Origin of the sequence: Pelomonas dachongensis (assembly GCF_043555865.1) — a bacterium.
Taxonomy (GTDB): domain Bacteria; phylum Pseudomonadota; class Gammaproteobacteria; order Burkholderiales; family Burkholderiaceae_C; genus Pelomonas; species Pelomonas dachongensis.
The window spans coordinates 525,385-550,651 of the sequence record NZ_JBIGHY010000002.1; the positions used below are offsets into that span (position 1 = coordinate 525,385).

The window sequence follows — 25,267 nt, forward strand, 5'->3', positions numbered from 1 at the left end:
TGGGCCGCTTCCAAGCCGGCACGCATCCCCTTGAGGGATCGGTCGACGTACTCCTCGAACGAGGAGCTCCAGTGAACAAATTCCAGGCGCTGGACCTGGGACTTGTCGTGCGCGGCCACGGCCGCCACTACATCGTGGAAGGTGCGGACGGCCAACGCCTCGTCTGCCACCCGCGCGGCAAGAAGAGCGATGCCGTTGTCGGTGACCAGGTGCGCTTCGCCGCGTCCGGTGACGAGGGCGTCATCGAGGCCGTGGAGCCGCGCCGCAACCTGCTGTTCCGCCAGGACGAATGGAAGACCAAGAGCTTCGCCGCAAACCTGGACCAGATGCTGGTGCTGGTGGCCGTGGAACCGGTGTTCAGCGAGAGCCAGCTGGCGCGCGCGCTGATCGCCGCCGAGTCCGCCGGCATCCGCATGGCCATCGCGCTGAACAAGACTGACCTGCCCGGTACCGACACCGCCCGCGAGCGGCTGGCGCCGTACCACGCGATGGGCCTGCAGATGTTCGAGGTCGCACTGAAGGCCGACCGCGACGGCTCGCGCGCGACGCTGGACCCTTGGCTGAAGGAGCAGCGCACCTTTGTCCTCGGCCCCAGCGGCACAGGAAAAAGCACACTGATCAACCTGCTCGTGAAGAACGCCCAGGCGCAGGTCGGGGAGATCTCGCAGGCGCTGAACTCTGGCCGGCACACCACCACGACCACGCAGTGGTACTGGACCGACGACACGCGGAGCACGGCGCTGATCGACTCGCCCGGCTTCCAGCAGTTCGGCCTGGGCCAGATCGCCGCAGCCGACCTGTGGCGCTTCATGCCCGACCTGCGCCAGCACGCCGACTGCCGCTTCGCCAACTGCTCACACACGCACGAACCCGGCTGCGGCGTTCGTGCGGCGGTCGATGCGGGCTTGATCGGCGCCAGCCGCTACCGCATCTACGGCGAGATCCTCGAAGAACTGCAACGCAAGACCTGGTGAAGACCGCGCTCCTGACCCTCTGCGCCGCTGCCCTGCTGGCCGCCTGCGCCAGCCCCAAAACCGCACCGCCGGCTTCGGCCGACGGCTGGCAGGCGCTGGCGTTGCCGGGCAAGAAATCGACCACCTACAACTGGACCGAGAAGGATGGCCGCCCGGCGCTGGAGGCGGCGTCCGATCGCTCCGCCAGCATCTGGCGCAAACGGCTGGAACCGGCGCTGGACGACGTCGGCGAGGTCAGCTTCTCGTGGTGGGCGCAGCGCCTGATCCCCAACGCCAGCGTGGCCGACATCGACCGCGAGGACGCCGTCGCACGCGTCATCTTCGGCTTCGGCGGGGACACCGACAAACTGCCGCTGCGCACGCGCATGAAGTTCGAGCTGGCCCAGGCACTGACCGGCGAGGCGCCGCCCTACGCGACCCTGATGTACGTGTGGGACAGCCACCTGCCGGTGGGCACCGTGGTGGTCAACCCGCGCAGCGACCGCATCCGCAAGATCGTCGTGGATTCGGGCCCGGCCCTGCTGCACCGCTGGCGCGACCACCGTCGCGACCTGGCGGCCGACTTCCGGCTGGCCTTCGGCGAAGAACCCGGGCCGCTAACGTCCATGGCCGTCATGACGGACAGCGACAACAGCCGCGGATCGGCGCGGACCTGGTACGGCGTGGTGGAACTGAAGTAGCCGCTCACGGCGCGCGGCGCCGTTCGGTGTCGTGCAGGGCAAGCCTACTGCCGCGGCAGCGTGGGCTGCTGGTCCTTCAAGTCCCGCACCTCACGCACCTCCACATCCACGATGTCCTCGGCCGCCGGGCGGGGGGCGCGCGGCGCCCAGGGATTGCGGTTCATGCGGAACGCCACATTGGGCTTCCTGCCCCGCAGCAGACTGACGATGAGCAGAACGCCGAAGGTGAGAACCGCAAACAGGAACAGCGCGAGACCCAACAGGGCACCCGCGATCAGGATCACCCAACGAAGAAGCAGACGGAACAGCGACATGGCGGGATTGTGACGGCTGACGGCGGCGCGCATGCTCAACACAGCCCCGCCAGGAAAGCGGTCATTGCCGATGCGCTGGCCTCGGGCTGCACCTGCAGCAGGCCGTGCGGGCCTCGCAGCGAGCGCACCACCGTCCGCGGCTGCAAACGCTGGATGTCACGCGCCGCGGCGGCCGGCACGAGGCGATCCTGCGCGGCCTGCAGGTACAGCACGGGCGCCTCCACCGCCGACACCGCCAGCGACGCATCCACCCGCATGACCATGCGCAGCCGCGCCCGCATGACGTTGGAAGGCAGCCTTGCCAGAGCCTGTGCCAACAGCCCGCGCACCTCCTCAGTCGGATGGTTGCCCAGCAGCGCCGCCGCCGCCAGTTTCAACGGCGCCCGCGCCGGCAGCCAGTCGAGCAAGGCATCAAGCCGCGCCAAGGCCGGCCGGGGGTTGCGAACGAAGCTGCAGCACAGCACCAGAGCTTGCACCCGCTGGGGCTGCGCGGCCGCAAGCCGCATCGCGACCGGGCCTGAGAACGACTCCCCCAGCACCACGACACGACCTTGCGGCGGTAGCGCCTGCGCGGCCAGTTCCGTCAGGCGGTCATAGTCGACGTCCGGATCGGCCGGATAGCTGACGACCACGGGGCACGATGACGGCGGCAGTTGCGCCAGCAGCGGCTGGAACAGCAGCCCAGTGCCATCCAGGCCGGGCAGCAGCACCAGCGTCGTCTTCATGCGCGCGGTGATCAACCCCTGCCGACAAACGGCATCTGGGTCGCCATGACGGTCATCGTCTGCACATTGGCCGACAACGGCAGCCCGGCCATGTAGACAACGGCGCGGGCCACGTCTTCCACGTCCATGCGCGGCTCGACGGCGATCTGGCCATTGGCCTGGGGCATGCCGCGCGTCATCTTCTCGGTCATGTCGGTCGCCGCATTGCCGATGTCGATCTGGCCGCAGGCAATGTCAAACGCGCGGCCGTCCAAGCTCAGCGATTTGGTCAGCCCCGAGACGGCATGCTTGGTGGCCGTGTACGGCGCCGAGTGGGGACGCGGCGCATGGGCCGAGATGGACCCATTGTTGATGATGCGGCCACCGCGCGGGTCCTGAGCCTTCATCAGCCGGAAGGCTGCGCGGGCGCACAGGAAGCTGCCGGTCAGGTTGGTGTCCACCACGGCGCGCCACTGTGCGACCGGGAGCTCGTCCATGGGCACGCCCACGGCGCTGATACCGGCGTTGTTGAACAGCAGGTCCAGCCGGCCGAAGCGCTGCTGCAACGTGGCGAACGCAGCGTCCACCTGGGCTTCGTCGGCCACATCGGCCGGCAGGTGCAGCGCGTCGGGCAGCGTCTCGCACAGCGGTGCCTCGCGACGACCCATCAGGGCCAGCGTCCAGCCGTCGCGGGCCAACGCGCGTGCCACGGCGCGACCGATGCCGGAGCCGGCGCCCGTGACGAGAGCAACTTTCAGATTCATGGCGTTTTCCATCGTGTGAACGGTGTCCGCGGCGCGTTCAGGGGCGCAACACCAGCCGGTGCCGGGTCTCGCCGGGCAGAAACGGCAAGGCCTCGCCCGCCAGCCAGGTGGCGTGATCCGCCCGGTAGTGCGGCGACAGCGGGTGGCCGCTCTGCCCTCCGGGGATGACGAGAAGGCCGAGTTCCTCGTGGCCAGGCGACACGACCATGCGCTCGCTCTGCCCGTGGCCGTGGTTGTGCACGCGCGGCATGTGGCTGTCGCCGGCCATGCCCTGCGACGCATGGTCCAGCCAGCTGGACAGCACGGGCAGCGCCGCGCTCAGCGGGTGGCGCATGGCGGTGCTGTTGTCGGCGCCCCAGGTCGCCGCGGCCAGGCTGCCATGCTTGTCCAGCAGCTGCCGGCGGCTCTCCAGCACCGCCTGCTGCAACAGGTCCGGCCAACTGTTGAAGGCGGCCGGCAACGTGTCGGGCCGAGCGGCCTGGATCAGCGCCCAACCGGGCGTCTCGGGCACGACCTTCAGATCCCGCGCCTTCAGTCCCTGGGCTTCCATGAGCCCGGCCAGCGGCGCAAAGATTTGTTCCAGCGCCCGCTCGCGGAAGGCGCGCACCAGCAGATAACCGGTCGCCTCGGGCCGGGCCGCATCGGCGCTCTTGTCGACCGCAGCGCGGTAGTCGACCAGGCCATGGGCCGCGACGAATTCCGGCGTCAGCACGCGCTCCAACAGCAACCCTCGCCAGCGCTGCAGGAACAGTGCACGGTGGTCCAGCTGGATGGCGTGCAGGCCGGCCTCGTCGAGCTGCTCGTGCGCACGCAGGCCGTCGCGGATCTGCTGACCGCGTGCACCCAGGTCCCAGCCACCGTTGCCGAGCAGCTTCATCGCGTCGCCGCCGACCATGCGCGAGTTGGCCGTCCACAGGCGGCCGTCAGCCGGGTCCACGATGCGCGGCTGCTCCGCAGCAGGCAGCCAGCCCTGCCAGCGCGCACGGCCGTCGCTCCAGTCTTGCGGGCGGTCCATGTCATCGCCCCCGACGCGGCGCGGGATGGCACCGATGACGGTCCACGCGATGCGGCCGGCGCTGTCGGCCACCAGCAGGTTCTGGTGCGGCACGCCGGTGCCCGCGGCCAGCTTCACGGCGTCGTCGACATCCGCTGCGTTCTCCAGCTGTACCAGCCGCAGGTTCATGCCCTGGGCGTCATGCGCCACCCAGCGCAGCGCATAGGCGTGGCCGGCAGGCGCCTTGTGGGCGAGCAACGGCCCCCATTCGCTTTCCACCACGACGTGGTCCACCGCGGGCTGGCCGGCTATCTCGATGCGCTCGACGCTGCGCGTCAGCGGTTTCTCGACGCCGCCCGACAGGTAGTGCGTGCCGGCCGCGTTCAGCTTCAGGCGGATCACATCCGCCCAGTCAGAGGTCGTGTTCGTGAAGCCCCAGGCCACGCGGCCATTGCTGCCCGCCACCAGCAGCGGCGCCCCGGGCAGGCTGACGCCGGCGATGTCGTGCTCACCAACGGCGTCCTTCCAGCGCATGCGCACCTTGAACCAGGTGCCAGGCGAGCGCAGACCCAGGTGCATGTCGTCCGCCACGATGGCGCGGCCACCGGCGCCGCGTGCCGCCGCGACGGCGAAGTTGTTGCTGCCCAGGTCGCGCGCATCCTGCAATCGGCAGTCGCTGCAGGCGGTCTTCGTCACGCGCAGCGCGTCGGGCAGCGGGCCGGCCGGCAGCGGCACGGCGGCTACACGGCTGTCGTCCATCGCCGCCTGCCAGTCGGCGCTGTGCTGGGTCAGGAAGGCGTACCAGTCGGGCGGCACGGCGTCGTGCAGCAGGCCCGTCGCGATGTCGTCGCGGCCCTGCGCACCTTGCAAGTCGAGATACATGCCGTAGGCCACCAGCACGCTGTCGGCCGGGCCCCACGGCTCGGGCTGCTGGCGCAGCAGCAGGTACTCGGGCGGGCGGCCGCCCAGCGTCGCCAGGCCCGCGTTGACACCCGCAGCGTAGGCCTGCAGCAGCGCGCGCTCACCCGCAGGCAGCGCCGTGAGACCGGTCTCGGCCCGGTGGCGGAAGCGGTGCACTCGCCGTCCCTGATCCAGCGGCAGCGCCTTCGCGCCCACCAGCGCGGACAGCTCGCCGGCCGCGTTGCGCCGCATCAGGTCCATCTGGAAGAAGCGCTCCTGCGCATGCACGAAGCCCAGCGCCCGCGCGACGTCCAGCCGGTTCTCGGCCGTCACGGTGGCGTACCCGCGTTCGTCGCGCTGCACCTCGGCCGGCGCGCTCAGGCCCTTCAGATCGCGCTCGCCGTCCAGCGTCGCCAGGCTGGCGCGCACCGCCAGCCACAGGCCCAGCGCCAGCAGCGTCAGCAGCAGCAGCAGGCCGGCTAAAACGCGCTTGAGCCAGCGCATGTCAGAACGTGCCGGAGTAGCTGCCGCCGTCCAGCAGGATGTTCTGGCCAGTCAGGTAGCCGGCATGCGCGCTGCACAGCATTGCGCAGATGGCCCCGAACTCGGCCGCGGTGCCGAAGCGCTGCGCCGGGATGGCCGCACGGCGCTTCGCCGCGACCTCTTCGACGGCGGCGCCGGTCTTCGCAGCACCGGCTGCCAGCGTCTTCTTCAAGCGGTCGGTGTCGAAGGCGCCGGGCAGCAGGTTATTGATGGTCACGTTGGCGCCGGCCAGCCGCGGCTGGCGGGCCACGCCGGCGACGAAGCCGGTCAGCCCCGAGCGCGCGCCGTTGGACAGCCCCAGCGTGTCGATGGGCGCCTTGACCGCGCCCGACGTGATGTTGACGACGCGGCCGAAGCCACGCGCCGCCATGCCGTCCACGGTGGCCTTGATGAGCTCGATGGGCGCCAGCATGTTGGCGTCCAGCGCCGCGATCCACTGCGCGCGGTCCCAGTCGCGGAAGTCGCCAGGCGGCGGGCCGCCGGCGTTGTTGATGAGGATGTCCACCTGCGGGCAGGCCGCCAGCGCGGCGGCGCGGGCCTCGGGTGTGGCGATGTCACCGATGACAGTCTTGACTTCCACGGCCGGGTTCAGCGCCTTCAGCGCCGCCGCCGTGGCCAGCAGGTCGGCCTCGCCACGCGCGGTGATCACCACGTTGACGCCCTCGCCCACCAGGGCCTCCGCGCAGCCACGCCCCAGCCCCTTGCTCGCGGCACACACCAGCGCCCAGCGTCCAGTCAATCCGAGATCCATCGCAGCTCCAGAAAACAAAAATGCGGCCGTGCCAGGCACGCCGCATCATCGCGCGAGTCGCGGGCACCGGCCTGCCGGTGCCCTGCCCGGCCTGCCTACCGCCAGAACTTGCCGTCGGGCCCGATGATGGACACGTCGGTGAACTCCAGCCCTTTGTGGTCCTTCTCGTTGTAGCCGATCTGCAAGCCGCCCAGGTCCAGACGCGGGCCCTCCAGCGCCCTCAGCAGCGCGGCGCGATCAATGTCCTTGCCGGCGCGACGCAGCGCTTCCACCACCAGTTTCGCGGCCGTGAAGCCCTCCAGCTGTGCCGGCGTCAGCTCCGTGCGCCCGGCAGCCTTGGCCAGCCCCAGCGCCTCACGCACCAGCGGGTTGGACGTCGAGCGCTCGTACGGGAACAGCTGCGTGACGATGATGCCGCGAGCGTTCTCGCCCAGGCTCTTGACGAACTCGTGCGACGCGTTGTTGGACAGCGTGGCCACATGGGCCGTGGAACCCGCCGCCCGCAGCGCGTTGACGCCCTCGGCAACCGCGTAGCCGGGCCCGATCAGCACGACGGCCTCGATGCCGGCTTTGGCAATCGCCTGCATGGTCGGCGCGAGGTTGGGCTTGTTGCGGTCATAGCGCAGGTTGGACAGCGCGCGCAGCTTCAACTCGTCCAGCCCCTTGATTGCGCCCTTGCCGGCATCGGTGCCGAACGGGTCGTTGACCTGCACGATGGTGATGCGTTTGACGCCGATGCCGACCAGGTGCTTGACGGCCCGCTCGGCCTCCTCCTGGTAGCTGGCGCGCAGGTTGAAGACGAAGGGCTGCACCGGCTCGCGCAGGCTGATGGCGCCCGTGGCCGGCGCGATCAGCGGCAGGCGGTTCTCCTTCAGCACCGGCAGCATGGCTTCGGTGGGGCCCGTGCCGCGGCTCAGCATCAGCGCCAGCACGCCCTGGCTTGCCAGCGAGCGGGCGTGCGCCGCAGCGGTGGCGTTGTCGTACTTGTCGTCCTGCGTGACCAGCTCGATGTTCTGGCCGCGGATGCCGCCCTGCGCATTGACCGCGTCGAAGTACATGCGGGCGCCTTCGGCGCTTTCCTGCACCAGACCCGCGACCGGGCCGGTGAAGCCGGCCACCATGCCGATGCGCAGAGAGCCCTGCGCCACGGCGACATTCATTCCCATGCAGGCAGCCAACAATGCCGCCAGACCGACCCAACGATTCACTGTTTTTCTCCATCCACACATGACGTGTGCAGTTTGTGGCCGCGGATTGTGGCGTCAGCTCGGTGCAAGGCAGCGCGCCCGACGCCCGGGATAAACCCGGGAATCCCCGCCCGCGAACGCGCATTTGCACCGGTTTTCGTCGGCCTACACTCGGTCGCCCACCGCGCCCGGGCCTGCCACTCTGCCCATGTCCGCACCTCCAGCTTCGACTTCCCCCGCCGCCGCCGGCTCGCCGCTGCGCTGGCTGGGCTGGCAGCGCAACTCGCTGAACTTCGCGGTCGTGCTGGCGCTGCTGCTGGGGCTGCTGCTGCCCACCACGGCCGTGCTGCTGTACGACCTGCAGAAGATGCGCGCGACCGCGATGGACGATCTCAAGCGCGACCTGGCCCGCGCCACCGAGGTCATGGCGCTGTCGCTGGCGGAACCGGTGTGGCAGGTCTCGCCCGACCTGGCCGACCCCATGGTCAAGGCGCAGATGGACGACCCGCGCTTTGTCTCCGTGCAGGTCATGGAGCCTGCCGCATCGGCGCCCTTCCTGTCGCAATCACGCCCTAGCGCGCGCGACGACGCCGACCTGCTGCTGACGCAGAGCCGCGCCGTGCAGCGCGACGGCCGCGACATCGCGCTGCTGACGGTCAGCATGAGCGCAGCTCCGCTGCTGGAAAGCAGGCAGGCCGAGGTCTGGCGCACAGTCTGGCGCAGCGGGCTGACGCTGACGCTGTCGCTGGTGCTGATGCTGTGGGTGCTGCAGCGCTATGTGCTGCGTCCGATGACCGAGCTGACCGGCTCGGCCGAGGCGCTCGCCGCCGGCCGGCTGGAGATGCCACTGCACGTCAGCGGCGGCGCCGACGAGATCACGCGCGTGGGCAATGCGATGGAGCGCATGCGCCAGGCGCTGCTGGCCGCCTTCGAGGCACTGCGCCAGCACAACATCAATCTGGAAGCAACGGTGACGCAACGCACCGCGGAGCTGACCGCCAGCAACGCCGAGCTGTCCGACGCGCTGGCCACGCTGCAGACAGCGCAGCGCGAGCTGGTGGAGTCCGAGAAGCTGGCCTCGCTGGGCCGTCTGGTGGCCGGCGTGGCCCACGAGCTGAACACGCCGCTGGGCAATGCGCTGACCGTGGTGTCCACGCTGGACGACCGCTACAAGCAGCTGGAGGGCATGCTGGCCGGCGCCGTGCAATTGCGCCGCAGCACGCTGGAGGACCTGGCGCGCGACACGCGCCGCGCGCAGGACATCCTGCAGCGCAACGTGCAGAAGGCGGCCGATCTGGTGCGCGATTTCAAGCAGGTCGCCATCGACCAGACCGCCGACCTGCGCCGCGACTTCGACCTCGGCAAAGTCGTGGAAGACGTGCTGGTCATGGTGGAGCCCAGCTTCAAGCACACGCCACACGTCATCGACACCGACCTGTGCCACGGCCTGACGATGAACAGCTACCCCGGCGCGCTGGGGCAGGTGTTGACCAACCTGCTGATGAATGCGCTGCTGCACGGCTTCGACGGCGTGCCGCACGGCCACGTGAAGGTGCACTGCGCGCGGCTCGGCGACTCGGAAGCCGAGCTGAGCGTCAGCGACGACGGGCGGGGAATGGACGACGCCGTGCGCCGGCGCATCTTCGACCCCTTCTTCACGACCAAGCTCGGCACGGGGGGCTCGGGCCTGGGCATGCACATCGTGCACAGCATCGTGACCAATGTGCTGGGCGGGCAGATCGAGGTGCGCTCGACGCCCGGCCAGGGCACGCAGATGCTGATGCGGCTGCCGTTGGTTGCGCCTCAGCGCGCCGGAGACACCGGCCCGCGCTGACAAGCGTCAGCCGCTTACTGCGAAGCTCCCGGGGACGGTGCGGACGCAGCCTCGACAGCCGCGGTCACGGCGGCCGAGGCGGCATCGGACGCCGCCGAAGCCGGCTCATGCGGAACGCTGATGCTGTGCGACTCACCGCTGAGGTCGATGTTGCCGCCGCTCTTGGTCAGGATGTACAGCGCCAGGGCGGCAAAGGCGATGAAGCCGACGATCAACTTCCACATGCTGGGGTCTCCACAGGTTTGAACTGCGGCGGATTCTGCGGCCCGAGGCTGACGCTCAACTGAAGGCGAAGACCTCACGACCGCCGTCGCCGCCGCTGTAGGCCAGCTCGTGACCACGGGTTGCGAAGTCCACGCGCAGGCTGGCCCAGTGGCCCGCCCCGTGCCAGCGCAGGCGCAGTTCGTCGTCGCCGCTGGCCTCGACCTGGAACTCGCCGCCAAAGGCCGGGTGGCGGTTGCGCAGCTGGATCAACTCGATGAGGCGGCGCACGACCGGACGTTCGCAGTCTCGGGCGATCTCGTCCTCGTCGTAGTGGTGCCGGTTGATGTCGCGGCCCACCTGGCTGCGGGCCAGCAGGTCCATGTCGTTGTGGCCGGCCAGCAGGCCGACGTAATAGACCTGCGGCACGCCGGGCAGGAAGAACTGCAGCGCGCGGGCCAGCAGGTAGGCCGTCTCGTCGCGACCCATTGCGTCGAAGAACGTGCAGTTGACCTGGTAGAGGTCCAGGTTGCTGGCGGCAGCACCAGTGGCGCGCCGGCTCTGGTCGCCGCTGGCCGCGTGGATGCGCTCCACCAGCGCGTCCAGCTCCTCGGGCGGCACGAGGCCAGGGTGGGCCGCGCGGTCGCTGGCGTCCGCGCCGATGTCGATGATGCCGATGCCGTCATGCGTGTCGAGCACGGTCAGCGCATTGCTCGGGCGCACGGCGATCCAGCGCTTCAGCGCGGCGGCGGTGTGGAAGTTGAACGCATGAAGCACCAGCGGCGGCAGCGCGAAGTCGTAAACCCAGTCCACCTGGCGCGCGATTTCGATCTGGCGCTGGTAGTAGGCATGGATCTCGACCAGCACCTCGATGCCCAGCGCCTTCGCCTCGGCGGCGAACTCGGCGATGAAGTCGAAGGTCTCCGGCATCATGAAGCAGCTGGCGCCGGCCTTCTTGATGGCGTAGCCGACGGCGTCCAGCCGCACCATGCCGATGCCGTTGCTGGCCAGCGTCTTCAGGATGCTGGTGAGGTAGGCCCGGCCCTGCGGGTGGTGCACGGCGATGTCGATCTGCGCGGCAGTGAAGGTCGTCCACAGGATGCGGCGCTCGCCGTTCTTCAACGTGGCATAGGTCAGTGGCAGGCCGGGGCGCGGGCGGTAGACGGCAAGCAGGTCCCGCTCGGTGGCGCCGTCGGGGAAGACGGCATCCAGCGTCAGGAACAGGCCGGCGTAGGCCGAGGCCTCGCCCTTCTCGGCGTAGTCGAGAAACTGCGGCGATTCAGCAGACATGTGGTTGACGATGACGTCAGCCATCACGTCCAGGTCGTCGGTCAGCGCCTTGATGTCGGACCAGTCGCCCAGGCGTGGATCGACGCAGGTGTGGTCGATGGGGTCAAAGCCGGCGTCGGCGCCGTCGATGGCGTCGAAGAACGGCAGCAGGTGCACGCCGCCGAACACGCCTTGCAGCGGTGAGCCCGGCGCGCCCAGCAGTCGCCTCAGGCGTGCGAGATCGGCGCCGTCGCGGCGGCCGCCGAGGCGGTCGACATAGGTGATGAGTTGGACTTGGTTTTTCATGATCCTTGGGACTTCACGCGCAGCACGCAGACGGCGGCGAGCGCCAGCAGCACGCCGGCCAGACGGATGACGTTTTCGGGCCGACCACCCAGCAGGCTGTCGTAGAACAAGGGCAGCGTCACCGCCTGGATCAGCATCGGGATGACGATGAACATGTTGAAGATGCCCATGTACACGCCGGCGCGCTCGGGCGGGATGCTGCCGGCCAGCAGCACATACGGATTGCCCATGATCGAACCCCAGGCCAAGCCGATGCCCACCATGGGCAGGAACAGCAGCCAGCCCTCGCTGCGGACGCCGGGCAGCGCCCACATGCCGGCCGCCGCTGCGAACAGCGCGAAAGCATGCACCCATTTCGCGCCCAGGCGCTTGGTGAACGGCACCATCGCAAAGGCGGCGACGAAGGCGACGGCGTTGTAGAAGCCGCCGACCTGGCCGTTCAACAGCGCAGCATCACGGAAGCCGGCACTGTGCGGGTCGTCCGTGCCGAAGACGGTGGCGGCCAGCGTCGGCACGATGTAGATCCAGTAGCACATCATTCCGTACCACTGGAACAGCGCCATCCACCACAGCTGGCGCATCGTCGCGGGCATGTCGCGCAACGCGGCCCAGATCTCGGCGAGCGCGGGGCCCAGGCCCTTGGGCAAGGCTCGCAGACGGGCCATCTCCTCGGCCGGCAGCGGCAGCTCGGGCACCTTGCGCACGGACCACCACACCGTCGTGAACGACAGCAGCGCGCCGATCAGGAAGGCCAGCGTCGTGACGACCGGGATTCCGTTGGCGCCAAGCGCATCCTTGTTCATACCGAAGAAAACGAGCAGGCTGGGAGTTAGATAAGCGAGCGTCTGCGCCAGACCGGTGAACGAGGCCTGGGTGAGGAAGCCGCTGGCGTGCTGCTCGGGCCGCAGCCGGTCGCTGACGTAGGCGCGGTAGGGCTCCATCGTCACGTTGTTGGCCGCATCCAATATCCACAGCAGGCCCGCCGCGAACCACAGCGCCGGGCTGAACGGCATGACCAGCAGGCCCAGCGAGCACAGCAGCGCACCAATCAGGAAGTAAGGCGTGCGCCGGCCCAGCCGATGGGTGGTGCGGTCGCTCAGCGCGCCGATGATGGGCTGCACCAGCAGGCCGGTAACGGGGCCGGCCAGCCACAGATACGGCAGGTCTTTCCCTTCAGCGCCCAGCATTTGGTAGATCGGGCTCATGTTGGCCTGCTGCAGGCCGAAGCTGAATTGGATGCCGAGGAAGCCGACATTCATGTTCACGATCTGCGAGAACGACAGGTGCGGCTTGTTCATGCTCGACTCTCCTGCGGCAAGGCGAGCAGGGCTTCGCGCCACGGAATCAGCAATGCCGGGTCTGCCGGCAGCGGGCCGCGCACGCCGCAGATCATGGCGGCGTAGCGGTTGGCGAGCTGCAGCGTCGCCGGCAGGTCGCGGCCCAGCGACAGACCGGACAGCAACATGGCCGTGAAGGCATCACCAGCGCCGACGCTGTCGACGTAGGCCGGCTGCGGCACCCCATCTCCGCCGGCCAGCAGCCGACCGCCTGGGCCATAGAGTGCATACCCGGCGGCGCCGCGCGTGACAAGCACGTGCTTCAGGGCAAAGCGCGCCATCAGATCCGGCAACGTGGGCTCGAACCAGCCGAGCAGGCGGTCGAGCTCGTCCTCGTTGAGCTTGACCCAGTCGGCCAGCATCAGCGATTCGGCCGCCAGCTCGGGTGTGTCGGTGCCGGGGCGCAGGTTGAGGTCGAGGAAACACAAGCCCGACGTCCGCTTGACGGCGGCACGAATGGCCGCGCGCGAAGCCGCAGCACGCTGGGCAAGGCTGCCGAAGTAGACGATGCCGGCGTCTGCCGCTGCGGGCGCTTCGACATGGTCCCAGGCCGCGTCGGCATGGATCTCGAAACGGTGCCCCCCGCGCCCGTCTTCATGCACGCTGACGCGGCCGGTGGCGCGCGTCGCGTCGCGCTGGATGTCGTCGACCGCGAGGCCGAATCGCGCTGCGCTGTGCAGCACGAGCCGGCCGGCCGCATCATCGGTGCCGATGCGGCTGAAAAAGCGCACCGGCGCACCCAACGCCGACAGCGAGCGCGCCACATTGAAGGGCGCGCCGCCCGCGACGGCGCCGTCGTGGAACTCGTCCACGAGGGCCTCGCCCATGACGAAGACGGGGCTCATCGCGTTCAGAAGCTGTAGCGCAGCGACGCCTTCACGGTGCGGCCCGTGTAGGCTCGCGCGGCGCCACGGCCGTCGTTGCTCTCGGTGTAGGCCAGCTCGTTGAGCAGATTGTTGGCCGCCAGCGCGAGCGTCACGCGGTCGTTCAGCGCATAGCTGGCGAACGCGTTGACGACGGTGTAGGCCGGCAGCGTGATGGTCAGCGGACCGGTCGGGCCATCGTCCAGGCTCTTGGTCGTCCCAACGATGCCGACGCCGATCGTCAACGCGTCGCCGATGTAGGCCGTGGGCGTGAGCTGGTAGACCACCTTGGCCTGGCGCTTGGGCGCGCGGCCGTCGGCCTGCTTGGCCTTGGTGTAGGTCAGGCCACCGACGAGGTTGAAGATGCCGACCCGCGCCGCGCCCTCCAGCTCCAGGCCGTTGCTGCGGTAGCTGTTCTCGCGGGCGAAGATGGGGACGGTCGTCACGTCGACGTTGACCTCGTCGGTCTTGGCGTGGAAGAGCGTGGCGAACAGGCTCATGCCGCCGCCGCGCACCTTGACGCCCACTTCCGCCTGCTTGACCTTGTTGGTCGGGATGGTCGGGCTCTTGCCGTTGACTAGGTTGGGGTTGTTGAAGAAGGTGATGCGGTCCGCGTTGTAGGCGGCGCCATCGGAGTAGCGGGCGAAGACGGACAGGTCCTTGCTCAGCGCGTAGTTGCCGCCCAGCGAGTAGGACGTGCGACCGAAGTCGTAATCGATGGCGTTGGGCCGGGTCAGGTCATAGCTGAGGCCGGCGTTGGACTGGTAGTAGGCGCCGCTGGCCTTCTGGTTGTCGCGGCGCAGGCCGATGTCGGCGGACAGCGCGCCGGACTCCAGGTTCAGCACGACATAGGGCGCGTTGGTCGTGTACTTGCTGTCTTGCATGTTGCTGCAGCAGCCGCCGAAGCCGGGCGAGCCGTTGAGGACACCGGGCACGTTCAGCACGCGGGCGCCCTCCCCGCTGGCGGACAGCGAGTACTGGTTGAAGTTCCACGTCAGGTCGAGTTCCTGCACGGACGAGTACAGACCGGCGACCGCGCTGACTTTGGTGCCACCGCCCAGGTCGAAATCACGCGAGAACTTCAGGTCGTTGGCCATCAAGCCGGCGTTGTCGACCTTGGTGTTGAAGATGACTGCCGTGAACTTGTTGCCCGTGTAGGCGGCGCCGGCATCGGGGCCGGTGGCGAGCGTGGTGCCGGAGGGCGCGGCAGCCACGTCGTCGCCCGGGAAGATGCCGATGAAGCGGCCCGAGTTCTTGCTCCATGAGAACTTGTTCTGCAGGCGAAAGCCTCCGCCAACGTCCAGGTCCGCCTCGACGCCGAAGGCATCGCTCTTGGCGGAGAGGCCGTCGCGAATGTTGCTGGTGGCGCGGCCGTTGGTGCCCGTCAGCGTGTTGTCCAGCGGCCAGGCGGCGTCGTAGAACGCGGCGCGGCGCGGGTCCAGGCCGGGGATCTCCTGGATGCTGCCATTGACGTACCTCACCGGCGTGGGCATGAAGGTGGGGCTGTGGTCGTCCAGGTGCTTGATGCTGAAGCGCACGAAGCTCTTTCCCTGCAGCTCGAAGGTCACGTTGGAGCGCACCTGGCCGCCGTTCTCGGTACCGTCGGCGCCCTCACGGCCGCCGTCGCCGGTGCGGTAGAAGCCCCCGATGAAGAAGCGGGTCTTCGGCGAGAGGCGCCCGCCGTAGCCGAAGTCGACGCGGGTGTGGTCGTAGTCCAAGCCCTTGCTGAGCTGCAGGCTGCCGCCCTGCTCCAGCCCGGTCTTGCTGATGAAGTTCAGGATGCCGCCAGGCGCCCCAGTGGCCAGCAGCGCGGCCGAGCCGCCACGCACCACCTCCAGCCGCTCGAAACCGGCATCGGCGCGCATCCAGGTATCGGGCGTTGCAAAGGCCACATCGCCGAACTGCAGCACCGGCAGTCCGTCTTCCTGGAACTGAATGTAGCGCGCGCCGCCGGCCGAGACCGGGATGCCGCGCACGGCCACATTGGCATTGGACTCGCCACCGCTGGCCTCGGCGCGGATGCCGGGCACGCCGCGCAGCAGGTCCGTCGAGCTGGCGGCAGTGACAGCGGCCACGCCCTCGCTTTCGATGGTCGAGATGGCGACGCTGGTGCGCATCTTCGACTTGGCCGACGACGTGCCAGTGACGACGACGGCATCGAGCTTGAGGCCGTCACCGGCGTCGGCAGCCGCCTGCTGGGCATGCACGGCGCCGCCCGACAACGACAGGGCGATGGCGGCGGACAGAGGCTGGAGCAAAGGGCGGCGCTGAGCGCGCAGGGTGTGGGTGCTGGACATGGTGTCTCCGGTTCTCGGTATTCAAGGCCTTCTGCGAGGCGGGCTGAGCACGGTGCGTCGGCGCCGTGCCATGTCCGTCATTCTGCGGCGCGACCTGATGTTTTGCAATCGATTGCAATTCAGTAGAAACGCGTATGCGAATTCCTCAACAAGCCTGTAATGAAGAAGCTGGAAACGATTGCAGCTCGCATCAAGCGAAGCCAGACGAGCGCTTGATCCGCCTTGGCCGAGCCGCTCAGCCCGCAGCGGCGGGCGCGCTCGCGCGCACGGTGAGGTGGACCGGCATCGTGCGCGGCTCCGCACGTTCTCCTCGAAGCTGGCCCAACAGCGCCTGGACGAGCTCAGCGCCCGCCTGCGCCACCGGCTGGTGCACAGTGGTCAGCGGCGGATCGCAGTAGGCGGCCAGCGGCATGTCGTCGTAGCCGATGACGGCGACGTCCCCTGGCACGCTGCGCCCGTTGGCGCGCAAGGCCTGGATCGTCAGCAGCGCCAGCACATCGCTGCAGCAGACGACCCCGTCGAAGGCCGTCTGCGCCGCGCAGAACTTGCGCACGATCCCCGTGGCCACGCCGGGCTCGAACGGTGCGGCGAGTTCCAGCGCCGGGTCCACCGCGACGCCGGCCTCGCGCAGCGCCTGGGCATAGCCCTGCCGGCGCAACCAGACCTCGGGCAGGTTGGCATCGCCCACGAAGGCGATGCGCCGCCGCCCCAGACTCAGCAGATGCCGCGTCGCCAGCGTGCCGCCCAGCACGTTGTCACCGCCAACGCTGCAGTAAAGCTGTTGCGGCATCTCGCCTCCCCAGACCACCAGCGGCAGTTTGCGCGCGGCCATCTCGTTGAGCTGGTCGTGGTGGCGCCACTGGCCGATCAGCACCAAGCCGATCGCCTTGCCGGAGTCGAACCAGTGCGACGCTAGGTCCAGACGCTCCGCGTCGACGCGCGACAACAGCATGTCGTAGCCGCGGTCAGTCAGCGCATCGGCAATCGAGCCCACGATGGACAGGAAGAACGGGTCGGAGATGTGCTGGCGCGACTTCGCGTCGTAAGGCACGACGACGGCGACGGTCTTGCTCTCCTGGAGCCGCAGGTTGCGCGCGCCGAGATTGATCGAATAGTTCAGCGAGCGCGCCAGTTCGGCGACCCGCTGACGGGTCTCGACATTGATCAGTTCGCTGCCGTTCAGCGCCCGCGACACGGTGGAGACCGACACGCCCGCCAGCCGGGCGATGTCGGCCATCTGAAGCCGCCGCTGCTCGCTGGCGCTGCCTGCTGTCGCGATAGCGGACGGGGGAGAAGCTTTGGATTTGGGCATCGGCGGCATCGTAAGCAGCGGCCACGGGATTCGGCGAGCCCCAAGGGCCGGCACGATTGGGATAGGGGTCAGCCATTGTGGCTGAGCCCCTCCCACACCACCCGGCGTGCGGGTCCGCACCGGGCGGTTCGAGAAGTTGAGGTCAGGAGAATCGCGGGACTCCCAGCCGGTCGAAGTAGTTGACGGTCAAGATGCCGTTCAGCGCCATGCGGCTGTTACGCCACCACCGTCGGGCATTGGAGGCGATCCGTCCTGCAACCGCCTCGCTGGCACCCAGACGCCGGAGTGCGCGGTACATCGTCGTCCCGCACCTCCACTGCTTGAGCTGCAACGCTCGCAGGCGATGGCGCAGCCACTCGTCAAGTTCGCTCAGCACCTTCGGGGTCTGCGCCAGCCGGAAGTACGCCTTCCAACCCGGCAAGTAGGCCCTCAGATCTTGCGCAACCTGCTCGAGGCTTCGCCCGCGCACGCGGCGCGTCAGCTGCCGCAGCCGGTCTCGCAACTTGGCCATGGTCTCGTCGGCCACTGCCCGTTTCACTTCGCCCCTGCTCGTCGCGTACAGGCAGTAGCCCAGGAACTTGCGTCCCTTCATTGGTGCCACCGCCGTCTTCGACTCGTTGACCTTCAGCGCCAGCCTTGCGTAGCAGCCGCGCAGCGCCTGCAGCACCCGTTCCCCCGCTCGCTGGCTCCTGACGTAGACATTGCAGTCGTCGGCGTAGCGCACGAACCGATGTCCGCGCCGCTCCAGCTCCCGATCCACCTCGTCCAGCAGCACGTTGGCCAGCAGCGGCGACAGCGGCCCGCCCTGCGGCGTACCCTCGTGTCGGTCGATGCAGACCCCGCCCTCCAGGATGCCCGCTTGCAGGTAGCGACGGATCAACCGCAGCACCCGCTTGTCCGCAATCCGCTCGGCCATCCTGGCCATCAGGATGTCGTGGTTCACGCGGTCGAAGAACTTCTCCAAGTCCACGTCCACCACCGTCCTGTGGCCGGCCTGCACGTGCGCTTGCGCCGCCAATACCGCCTGATGCGCGCTTCGCCCCGGCCGGAAGCCGTAGCTGTGCTCGCTGAAGGTCGGATCGATCAGCGGTTGCAGCACTTGTAGCAGCGCCTGCTGGATCAACCTGTCGGTCACGGTCGGGATACCCAGTTCGCGCGTTCCGCCACCCGGTTTCGGCAGGCCCACCCGGCGCATCGGTTCTGGCTTGTACGTGCCATCGAGCAGCCGCTGGCGGATGTCGGGCCACGCGTCCTTGAGGTACTCGTCCGTGTCCTGCACCGTGCGTCCATCGACGCCGGCGCTTCCCTTGTTGGCCTTCACGCGTTTCCACGCCCGGGCCATGTTCTCTCTGGCCAACGCCCGCTCAAGCAGGTCGCCGGCCCCGCAGCCCGTTTGTGCGTGCCGCGCCGGCGCTACTTCATCGCTCGCGGCTTCGGACACGGCTTCACCGTGCCTTGCCCCCGCGCGCCCCGGTCTCCCAGGCTTCTGATGCAATGCAGTTCCAAGCGACATGTCGCGTGACTGTCCTTCTCGTTCGGCCCTTCGTCAGGTGGCCCCGACTACTACGGCCTTTGCTGACTCCCTGCTCCGGCTCAGCGCCGTCGCCCTTTCAGGCACAAGGCAAGGTCTCCCCAGGTAAGAACGCGATCCTTCCCCGCACAGTCGTCGCATCTACATCGTCCGGCCTTGACCACAAGAGCTTCGCGATCATTGGCTCGCTCGCCCTGCCTGACGCCGCCTCGAATGCGCTTCGTGTACCTCGACTCGCGGTTTCGATCCACGCTTCCTTCCCACGCTCGGTCACCCTCACGCAGTTGCGCTTCACTTCGCTCGCTGTGGTCAGCTCGCGGGAGGACTTTCACCTCCAAGTAGGTGCGCCCTGCCGGGCGCACCCAAAGAAAAAGGCCGGCAAGCGCCGGCCTCGGAAAGCGTCGGGTCAAGCGGCGTGCTTGCCGCTCGACCCAGGTTCCGCTCAGTCCTTCGCGTAGATGTCCACGTCCTTGGTCTCGCGCACGAACAGCACGCCGATAACGAAGGTGATCACCGCGATGACGATGGGGTACCAGAGGCCGTGATAGATATTGCCGTTCTGGGCCACCATCGCGAACGTGATGGAGGGCAGCATGCCGCCGAACCAGCCGTTGCCGATGTGGTACGGCAGGCTCATTGACGTGTAGCGGATGCGGGTCGGGAACAGCTCCACCAGCATGGCGGCGATCGGGCCGTAGACCATCGTCACGTACAGCACCAGCACGAACAGGATGGCGATGACCATCGGCACATTGGCCTTGGACAGGTCAGCCTTGGCCGGGTAGCCGGCAGCCTTCATCGCGTCTGCCAGTTCCTTCTTGAAGGCGGCAATGGCCTTCGTGGAGGCTTCGTCGAACTTGTGCTCGGTCAGCTTGCTGGCCGTGGGCACCGCGATTTCCTTCTCACCCACCTTGACCACGGTCGGCGCACCGGCCGGGGCCTCGACGGTCTCGGAGCTGGCGGACGACTGGGCCAGCGCACGCTTGGCGATGTCGCAGGCGCTGGTGAAGTCGACCTCACGCGCGGTCGGGCTGCCCTGGAAGGAGCAGCTCGCCAGGCTGGTGCTCAGGGTGACCTTGGAGGTCTCCTGCGCACGGGCCAGGTCCGGGTTGGCCGCGCCGGTCAGCGCCTTGAACAGCGGGAAGTAGGTGACGGCAGCCAGGATCAGGCCGGCCATGATGATGGGCTTGCGGCCGATCTTGTCCGACAGCGTGCCGAAGATGACGAAGAACGGTGTACCCAGCAGCAGCGCGATGGCGATCCAAATGTTGGCGCTAGAGGCTTCGACCTTCAACACGGACGTCAGGAAGAACAGCGCGTAGAACTGGCCCGTGTACCAGACCACGCCCTGGCCGGCGACCAGGCCGAACAGCGCCAGCAGCACGATCTTCAGGTTCTTCCACTGGCCGAAGGACTCGGACAGCGGCGCCTTGGAGGTCTTGCCCTCGGACTTCATCTTTTGGAAGGCGGGCGATTCGTTCATGCTCAAACGAATCCACACCGAGATGCCCAGCAGCAGGATGGAGACGAGGAACGGAATGCGCCAGCCCCACTCGCCAAATTCCTTCTCGCCGAGCGACGTGCGTACGCCCAGGATGACCATCAGCGACAGGAACAGGCCCAGCGTCGCGGTCGTCTGGATCCACGACGTGTAGGCGCCGCGCTTGCCGTGCGGTGCGTGCTCGGCCACGTAGGTGGCGGCACCACCGTACTCACCGCCCAGTGCCAGGCCTTGCAGCAGGCGCAGGATGATCAGGATGACCGGGGCGGCAGCGCCGATGGTCGCGTAGGAGGGCAGGATGCCGACGATGAAGGTCGACAGGCCCATGATCAGGATAGTCACGAGGAACGTGTACTTGCGACCGATCATGTCGCCCAGGCGGCCGAACACCAGCGCGCCGAACGGGCGCACGATGAAACCGGCGGCGAAGGCCATCAGCGAGGCGATGAACGCAGCGCCAGGCTCCAGGCCGGCGAAGAACTGCTTGGCGATGATGGCTGCCAGCGAGCCATAGAGGTAGAAGTCGTACCACTCGAACACCGTGCCCAGAGAGGACGCGAAGATGACCTTCTTTTCCTCTTTGGTCATCGGCGTCGCGGCGGTGGAAGTCGCAGTTGCCATGAAAGTCTCCGTGTGTTGTCGGACCGCCCCCCGACGGAGTGGCCCTTGCGGCGCGACTATTCACACACCCTCTGACCGTGTTCTGACACCAGCCTGAATCGAGGCTGACAAACTCAGCAGCAACCCTCAGGCTTCGTTTCTCAATGCGAGAAATAAGCACTGTCCCGGGTAAGTCCCGAGTCTGGATGTCAGCGTGAACGCGCGGTCAGTGGCGGCGCGCCAGACCCGGCCGTGCACGCGCCGCGTCATCCCAGGCGCTGCTGCGAAACCAGGGGTCGTCGGCCAGCGCGGCGCGCAGCATGGGCAGTGAGTCTTGCCCCCAGAACAGCCGGCCCTCGCATGCCAGGGTAGGCACGCCGAACACACCGAGTGCCAGCGCGCGCTCGGTCTCGCTGCGCAAGCGCTGCTTGATCGGCTCACTGCCCGGATCCAGCGCGGGCGACAGGCGCTGGGCCAGGTCCGCCAGCCGCGTGGGGTCGCTGGCGTCGGCGCCGGCCGCCCGCCACACGTGGTGGAAGAGTTGCTCGGCGACCCAGCGCCCCGGCGTGTCGCCGGCCTGCCCCTCGGGCGCCGCGCAGGCCCAGGCCAGGCGCAGCAGCGGGAGCGGGTTGAACGGGTGCTGGGCAGGCGCATCCAGCACCACCCCCTGGCTGTGCGCGAGCCACGCCACCTGGCGGAAGGTCCAGCGACGCTTGGGCTCGATCTCGGCAGGCCCCTTCTGGCCCAGCGCCTGCAGCAGCGCGGCCAGCAGGATGGGTCGGTAGACCACCTCCACGCTGTGCCCCGCCAGGGCCTCTGGCAGGGCCTCGAAGGCCAGCGCCGCATAGGGCGAGATGGGGTCGAAATAGAAGGTCACGCGCTTCATCGTTTCAGCTCCTCGTCAGTCCCCAGCCACAGGCCGTCATGGCGCAGGCGCGCACGGCGGTCGGGCAATTGCGCCAGGATGTGGCGCCGCCGCGCCTCGGGCGCCGTACCCCAGCCTGCAATCTCGTCGAGTCCACGCGCGCAACCACGGCACCAGCCGCTGGCCTCGTCCATGCGGCAGACGTGGGTACAAGGCGAGGCAGGCGAACGCGTCATGCCTGAACCACGTCGATGACCGGCGCGCCCGTGATGCGCTCTAGCTCCGCCGGCGTCAGCTGGAACACGCCGTTCGGGTGCCCGGCCGCGGCCCAGATGACGTCGAAGCGGAACAGCTCGCCGTCGATGAACAGCTGAGGCGGTGGTGCACCATCGGCCGGCGCGAAGCCCGCGGGCGACACGCCGCCGATGGAGAAACCGGTGCGCGCCTTCACGAAGTCCGCGTCCGCGCGGCCCAGCGGTCCGGTGTGGGGCTTGAGCTTGGCCTCGTCGACACGCTTGTCGCCCGAGGTGATGACCAGCACGGCCGCATCGTCGGCCTTGCGGCGGAAAACGACAGACTTCGCGATCTGGCCCAGCGTGACGCCCAAGGCGTCCGCCGCCTCCTGAGCGGTGCGGGCCGCGACATCCAGCCACAACGGACGGTTCGGGTGGGCTAGCGCCTCCAGCGCGGCACTGACACGCTGGAAGCCTTCGGGTCGGGAAACGGTCTCAGCCATGTTCGCCATTGTGCGGGGCCGCCGCCGGACTCACGCGAGTGGCGCGCCCAGCAACGGCGTGAACATAGGCGTGGCCAGGCGCACGGGCGCCACGTCAAGCCAGGCGCCTTGCACGGTGCAGTCGCCACTGCCCGAACCGCCGCTGCACCAGCCGACCAAGCCGGGGCCGCGGCGCAGCCGGAACTCGAAGCCGACATCGGGCATGCGGTCATCCGGCTGCGGGCGCGCCCGGCAGGCCAGCCCGAAGACCTCGCCGGACGGCCCGTCCAGCAGCTGCTGCAACGCGGCCCGCAGGCAGCCATCGCCCAGCATGTCGAGGAAGTAGCGCTCGACCGGTGGCGTCGGGCGTGGCGCGCCGGGGTCGACGCGCTGGCGCTTGCGCGCCGCGGGCGTGGTCTCGCCGGTGGCGAGGTCGTGGCGGTCGCCGCTGCCCAGATAGGTCAGCCGCGCGCCCGATACGTTGAAGGCCGGCAGCGTCGGGTCGCTCGTCGCCGCGCCCAGGTCCACCAGCACCGCGCCGCTGCCGCCGATGACTTCCAGTTGCGTACCGCGCATGACCACGGCGGCGTTCTCGTCCACGCCCAGCCCCTGATGCCAGCCCAGGCGCTGCAGCGCCGGCAGCAGCCGGCCGATACGTCCGCGCTTCAGGAAGTGCTGGTCGATCAACAGCTCGGACTCGATGAACCCCAGGCCGCTGTCGTACTCCTGGCCCTCGCGCCACTGCCCCTTCAGCACCGCCAGGTTGTCCATCGCATCGCGGAACATCATGCGGCTCATGACGGCCGCGCCCGCGCTGGTGCCGGCAATGACGCCGCCGCCCGCCAGCACGCCGCGGATGGCGTCCAGCATCGCGGTGGACCGGCCGCCCGGCCGCAATGTGTCGACGATGTACTCCTGCGCGCCGCCCGAGAAGAACACCGCCTGCGATGCGGCCACGCGTGCGATCAGCGCGGGGTCGGCCAACGCGGCCTGCAGGTCCACGTCGGCCAGGTGTGGCGCGACGGGAATGATCTCGGCCTGCGCGCCGCAACGCTCGAGCGCCGCGACGATCTGCGCCCCGACGCGCTCCGGCTCGTAGGCCGCCGTCGGGAACACTGCCACGCGCGCCCCGGCCCCGCCCGCCTCGTCGACGATGCGCTGCCAGACGACGTCGCTGTCGGGCTGCAGCGCGCCGCCGATGACGATCACCGTGCCAGATCTGGGCGCCATGCGGGATCAGCCGCGCAAAGATTGCCGTCGGGTCACCGCCAGTGCTTCAGCGCGCCGCCTCGGGCGCTGAAGCCGCCGCCGACGCCGCAGCAGGCTTGCGCACGCCGGTCCAGCCCTTGTAGAGCGGCATGGGCACGGCCACGGGCCGGATGTCCAGGTAGAGGTTGGTGATGGTGAACTGCTCGCCACCAAATTCCTCGGTCGCCCAGCCCATCGAGTCCGAGCCCTTGTAGATGCGGAACAGGAAGCCCAGCTCGGCCAGCGGATCGTTGGCGCGCGGCAGCGCGTCGAACGCGATGCCCTTGACCTCGGTGCGCACGCTGTCGATCAAGCGGGCCATCGCGTTGGAGATGGTCGAATCGCCCAGCATGTCCAGCGGGAACACGTCGTCGGTGTAGTAAGGCTTGAAGCTCGGCGACTCCGGATCGTGCAGGTTGCCGCGCAGCTTGGGCGCCGACGGCGTAACCGAGCGCGCACGCATGTGATAGCGGTCGCCATGCTCCAGGTAGGACAGGCGCGCGCCGTGCACGTTGAACGCGCCCAGCGCGTCGTCGCTGGTGGCCTCGGTCAGGTCCACCATCAGCACGCCGCGATCGCCGATGACCTCGATCTCGTCGCCACGGATGATGGCGGCGGTGTTCTCGTCCACGCCCAGACCCAACTTGTAGCCCTTGGCCATCATCAGCGGGATCATGCGGCCGAAGCGACCGCGCTTCAGGAAATGCTGGTCCACGAACAGCTCGGGGCCGACGAAGCCCAAGCCGCGGTCCACCTGCTTGCCATCGGCCAGCCGGCCCTTCAGCACATTGATGACGCTGGGCGCGTCGCGGAACATGATGGTGCTCATGATGGCGGCACCCGCCGACGTGCCCGCCACGACGCCGCCCTTGCGGTAGACGTCCCAGATCGCTTCCAGCATGGGTGTGGTCTGGCCGCCGGGCTGCAACGCGTCGACGATGCGCTCCTGCACACCGCCAGTGAAGAAGATGCCCTTGGCGGCCTTGACCTTGGCGATCAGTGACGGATCGCGCACGACCTTGTTCAGGTCCACCCACAGGAACTTGGGTGCCACCGGCAACGCTTCCGCCACGGCGCCGCGGCGCTGCAGCAGGTCCACCACCTGCTTGGCACTGGCCTCCGGGTCTTCGCTGGCCGTGCCAAACACGACGAAGCGCGCGCCCTTGCCGCCGGCCAGCTGCACGATGCGCTGCCAGACCTCCTCGTTGTCGGCCTTCAACGCGCCGCCGATGGGCACGGCGTAGCCACGGATGGCCGGCTCGGCATCAATCCGGGGCAGCAGTGCCGCCGTGGCCGAGGCCGCCTTCGCGGGCTCGACAGGTCGCGGCGCGGGGGCCGCACGTGGGGCGCGGGACGCCTGCGCGATGATCGCGGGCGCAGCGGTCGACGTCGGCGCGGCCTGCACGCCCATGGCCACGGCCAACGCCGCGACACCACCCCAGATCCAGGACCTCATTCGCTATACCTCCTTGGTCAGGGTGCGCATGATGACAGACGGCGCGGGCATGCACCGTGATGGACCATGACGCCCTACGAAGGCTAGAGCGTGGCGCGCACGAGACGAAACCCGCCTCAGG

At 68.7% G+C, this 25,267-nt stretch carries 22 protein-coding genes; 3 read left to right on the forward strand and 19 right to left on the reverse strand.

The window, feature by feature from the left end:
- The first annotated feature begins 71 nt into the window (after positions 1-71).
- Positions 72-974 carry a ribosome small subunit-dependent GTPase A gene (gene rsgA, locus ACG02S_RS06995; protein WP_394469722.1) on the forward strand — a complete coding sequence of 301 codons (903 nt, stop codon included), beginning with the start codon at positions 72-74 and terminating at the stop codon, positions 972-974.
- Positions 971-1,654 (forward strand): DUF3047 domain-containing protein, encoded by a 684-nt coding sequence (locus ACG02S_RS07000; RefSeq protein WP_394469723.1) that lies wholly within the window; start codon positions 971-973, stop codon positions 1,652-1,654. The genes rsgA and ACG02S_RS07000 overlap by 4 nt, the downstream gene beginning before the upstream one ends.
- Before the next feature lie 44 nt (positions 1,655-1,698).
- Here ACG02S_RS07000 and ACG02S_RS07005 read toward each other — a convergent pair whose 3' ends face one another.
- From ACG02S_RS07005 to ACG02S_RS07030, 6 genes are all read right to left on the reverse strand, one after another.
- A complete protein-coding gene (locus tag ACG02S_RS07005; RefSeq protein WP_394469724.1) occupies positions 1,699-2,001 on the reverse strand; it encodes a hypothetical protein in 303 nt (100 codons plus the stop codon).
- Positions 2,002-2,003: 2 nt separating this feature from the next.
- The gene (locus tag ACG02S_RS07010; protein WP_394469725.1) at positions 2,004-2,693 is read right to left on the reverse strand and encodes an alpha/beta fold hydrolase; all 690 of its coding nucleotides are present in this window, start codon (positions 2,691-2,693) and stop codon (positions 2,004-2,006) included.
- 11 nt (positions 2,694-2,704) lie between these two features.
- A complete protein-coding gene (locus tag ACG02S_RS07015) occupies positions 2,705-3,436 on the reverse strand; it encodes an SDR family oxidoreductase (RefSeq protein WP_394469726.1) in 732 nt (243 codons plus the stop codon).
- Positions 3,437-3,473: 37 nt separating this feature from the next.
- Positions 3,474-5,834 (reverse strand): penicillin acylase family protein, encoded by a 2,361-nt coding sequence (locus tag ACG02S_RS07020; protein ID WP_394469727.1) that lies wholly within the window; start codon positions 5,832-5,834, stop codon positions 3,474-3,476.
- Between the two features lies 1 nt (position 5,835).
- Positions 5,836-6,624, reverse strand: a complete 789-nt coding sequence (locus ACG02S_RS07025) for an SDR family oxidoreductase (protein ID WP_394469728.1) — start codon at positions 6,622-6,624, stop codon at positions 5,836-5,838.
- A gap of 95 nt (positions 6,625-6,719) precedes the next feature.
- Positions 6,720-7,790, reverse strand: coding sequence for an ABC transporter substrate-binding protein (locus tag ACG02S_RS07030; RefSeq protein WP_394469729.1), 1,071 nt, complete (start codon positions 7,788-7,790; stop codon positions 6,720-6,722).
- Positions 7,791-8,019: 229 nt separating this feature from the next.
- Here ACG02S_RS07030 and ACG02S_RS07035 point away from each other — a divergent pair, with 229 nt between their 5' ends.
- On the forward strand, positions 8,020-9,645 hold the full coding sequence (locus tag ACG02S_RS07035; protein WP_394469730.1) for a sensor histidine kinase: 1,626 nt from the start codon (positions 8,020-8,022) through the stop codon (positions 9,643-9,645).
- A gap of 14 nt (positions 9,646-9,659) precedes the next feature.
- On the opposite strand, the gene ACG02S_RS07040 is transcribed toward ACG02S_RS07035, so the two are convergent.
- The 13 genes from ACG02S_RS07040 to ACG02S_RS07100 form a co-directional block, all read right to left on the reverse strand.
- Positions 9,660-9,869, reverse strand: coding sequence for a hypothetical protein (locus ACG02S_RS07040; protein WP_394469731.1), 210 nt, complete (start codon positions 9,867-9,869; stop codon positions 9,660-9,662).
- Between the two features lie 55 nt (positions 9,870-9,924).
- Positions 9,925-11,421, reverse strand: coding sequence for a sucrose phosphorylase (gene gtfA / locus ACG02S_RS07045; RefSeq protein WP_394469732.1), 1,497 nt, complete (start codon positions 11,419-11,421; stop codon positions 9,925-9,927).
- Positions 11,418-12,719, reverse strand: a complete 1,302-nt coding sequence (locus ACG02S_RS07050; RefSeq protein WP_394469733.1) for an MFS transporter — start codon at positions 12,717-12,719, stop codon at positions 11,418-11,420. The genes gtfA and ACG02S_RS07050 overlap by 4 nt, the downstream gene beginning before the upstream one ends.
- Complete coding sequence (locus ACG02S_RS07055) at positions 12,716-13,603, reverse strand: PfkB family carbohydrate kinase (protein WP_394469734.1); 888 nt, start codon at positions 13,601-13,603, stop codon at positions 12,716-12,718. The genes ACG02S_RS07050 and ACG02S_RS07055 overlap by 4 nt, the downstream gene beginning before the upstream one ends.
- A 5-nt stretch (positions 13,604-13,608) precedes the next feature.
- Positions 13,609-15,918, reverse strand: a complete 2,310-nt coding sequence (locus ACG02S_RS07060) for a TonB-dependent receptor domain-containing protein (RefSeq protein ID WP_394469735.1) — start codon at positions 15,916-15,918, stop codon at positions 13,609-13,611.
- A 235-nt stretch (positions 15,919-16,153) separates the two neighbouring features.
- Positions 16,154-17,230 (reverse strand): LacI family DNA-binding transcriptional regulator, encoded by a 1,077-nt coding sequence (locus ACG02S_RS07065; RefSeq protein ID WP_394469736.1) that lies wholly within the window; start codon positions 17,228-17,230, stop codon positions 16,154-16,156.
- A gap of 142 nt (positions 17,231-17,372) precedes the next feature.
- The gene (gene ltrA / locus ACG02S_RS07070) at positions 17,373-18,743 is read right to left on the reverse strand and encodes a group II intron reverse transcriptase/maturase (protein ID WP_394469737.1); all 1,371 of its coding nucleotides are present in this window, start codon (positions 18,741-18,743) and stop codon (positions 17,373-17,375) included.
- Between the two features lie 460 nt (positions 18,744-19,203).
- Positions 19,204-20,883, reverse strand: a complete 1,680-nt coding sequence (locus ACG02S_RS07075; RefSeq protein WP_394469738.1) for an MFS transporter — start codon at positions 20,881-20,883, stop codon at positions 19,204-19,206.
- 205 nt (positions 20,884-21,088) lie between these two features.
- The gene (locus ACG02S_RS07080) at positions 21,089-21,748 is read right to left on the reverse strand and encodes a 2-hydroxychromene-2-carboxylate isomerase (RefSeq protein ID WP_394469739.1); all 660 of its coding nucleotides are present in this window, start codon (positions 21,746-21,748) and stop codon (positions 21,089-21,091) included.
- The gene (locus ACG02S_RS07085; RefSeq protein WP_394469740.1) at positions 21,745-21,963 is read right to left on the reverse strand and encodes a DUF1289 domain-containing protein; all 219 of its coding nucleotides are present in this window, start codon (positions 21,961-21,963) and stop codon (positions 21,745-21,747) included. Before ACG02S_RS07085 ends, ACG02S_RS07080 begins: the two co-directional genes overlap by 4 nt.
- On the reverse strand, positions 21,960-22,472 hold the full coding sequence (locus ACG02S_RS07090; protein ID WP_394469741.1) for a YbaK/EbsC family protein: 513 nt from the start codon (positions 22,470-22,472) through the stop codon (positions 21,960-21,962). Before ACG02S_RS07090 ends, ACG02S_RS07085 begins: the two co-directional genes overlap by 4 nt.
- Positions 22,473-22,493: 21 nt before the next feature.
- Positions 22,494-23,672 (reverse strand): cyanophycinase, encoded by a 1,179-nt coding sequence (locus tag ACG02S_RS07095; protein ID WP_394469742.1) that lies wholly within the window; start codon positions 23,670-23,672, stop codon positions 22,494-22,496.
- Positions 23,673-23,718: 46 nt separating this feature from the next.
- Positions 23,719-25,146, reverse strand: coding sequence for a cyanophycinase (locus tag ACG02S_RS07100; RefSeq protein ID WP_394469743.1), 1,428 nt, complete (start codon positions 25,144-25,146; stop codon positions 23,719-23,721).
- Positions 25,147-25,267 lie beyond the last annotated feature (121 nt).

Bases quoted from the DNA above. Each gene is read 5' to 3' on its own strand.
- ACG02S_RS07005 (WP_394469724.1), bottom strand. From the start codon at position 2,001: ATGCGCGCCGCCGTCAGCCGTCACAATCCCGCCATGTCGCTGTTCCGT.
- ACG02S_RS07010 (WP_394469725.1), bottom strand. From the start codon at position 2,693: ATGAAGACGACGCTGGTGCTGCTGCCCGGCCTGGATGGCACTGGGCTG.
- ACG02S_RS07015 (WP_394469726.1), bottom strand. From the start codon at position 3,436: ATGAATCTGAAAGTTGCTCTCGTCACGGGCGCCGGCTCCGGCATCGGT.
- ACG02S_RS07020 (WP_394469727.1), bottom strand. From the start codon at position 5,834: ATGCGCTGGCTCAAGCGCGTTTTAGCCGGCCTGCTGCTGCTGCTGACG.
- ACG02S_RS07025 (WP_394469728.1), bottom strand. From the start codon at position 6,624: ATGGATCTCGGATTGACTGGACGCTGGGCGCTGGTGTGTGCCGCGAGC.
- ACG02S_RS07030 (WP_394469729.1), bottom strand. From the start codon at position 7,790: ATGGGAATGAATGTCGCCGTGGCGCAGGGCTCTCTGCGCATCGGCATG.
- ACG02S_RS07035 (WP_394469730.1), top strand. From the start codon at position 8,020: ATGTCCGCACCTCCAGCTTCGACTTCCCCCGCCGCCGCCGGCTCGCCG.
- ACG02S_RS07040 (WP_394469731.1), bottom strand. From the start codon at position 9,869: ATGTGGAAGTTGATCGTCGGCTTCATCGCCTTTGCCGCCCTGGCGCTG.
- gtfA (WP_394469732.1), bottom strand. From the start codon at position 11,421: ATGAAAAACCAAGTCCAACTCATCACCTATGTCGACCGCCTCGGCGGC.
- ACG02S_RS07050 (WP_394469733.1), bottom strand. From the start codon at position 12,719: ATGAACAAGCCGCACCTGTCGTTCTCGCAGATCGTGAACATGAATGTC.
- ACG02S_RS07055 (WP_394469734.1), bottom strand. From the start codon at position 13,603: ATGAGCCCCGTCTTCGTCATGGGCGAGGCCCTCGTGGACGAGTTCCAC.
- ACG02S_RS07060 (WP_394469735.1), bottom strand. From the start codon at position 15,918: ATGTCCAGCACCCACACCCTGCGCGCTCAGCGCCGCCCTTTGCTCCAG.
- ACG02S_RS07065 (WP_394469736.1), bottom strand. From the start codon at position 17,230: ATGCCCAAATCCAAAGCTTCTCCCCCGTCCGCTATCGCGACAGCAGGC.
- ltrA (WP_394469737.1), bottom strand. From the start codon at position 18,743: ATGTCGCTTGGAACTGCATTGCATCAGAAGCCTGGGAGACCGGGGCGC.
- ACG02S_RS07075 (WP_394469738.1), bottom strand. From the start codon at position 20,883: ATGGCAACTGCGACTTCCACCGCCGCGACGCCGATGACCAAAGAGGAA.
- ACG02S_RS07080 (WP_394469739.1), bottom strand. From the start codon at position 21,748: ATGAAGCGCGTGACCTTCTATTTCGACCCCATCTCGCCCTATGCGGCG.
- ACG02S_RS07085 (WP_394469740.1), bottom strand. From the start codon at position 21,963: ATGACGCGTTCGCCTGCCTCGCCTTGTACCCACGTCTGCCGCATGGAC.
- ACG02S_RS07090 (WP_394469741.1), bottom strand. From the start codon at position 22,472: ATGGCGAACATGGCTGAGACCGTTTCCCGACCCGAAGGCTTCCAGCGT.
- ACG02S_RS07095 (WP_394469742.1), bottom strand. From the start codon at position 23,672: ATGGCGCCCAGATCTGGCACGGTGATCGTCATCGGCGGCGCGCTGCAG.
- ACG02S_RS07100 (WP_394469743.1), bottom strand. From the start codon at position 25,146: ATGAGGTCCTGGATCTGGGGTGGTGTCGCGGCGTTGGCCGTGGCCATG.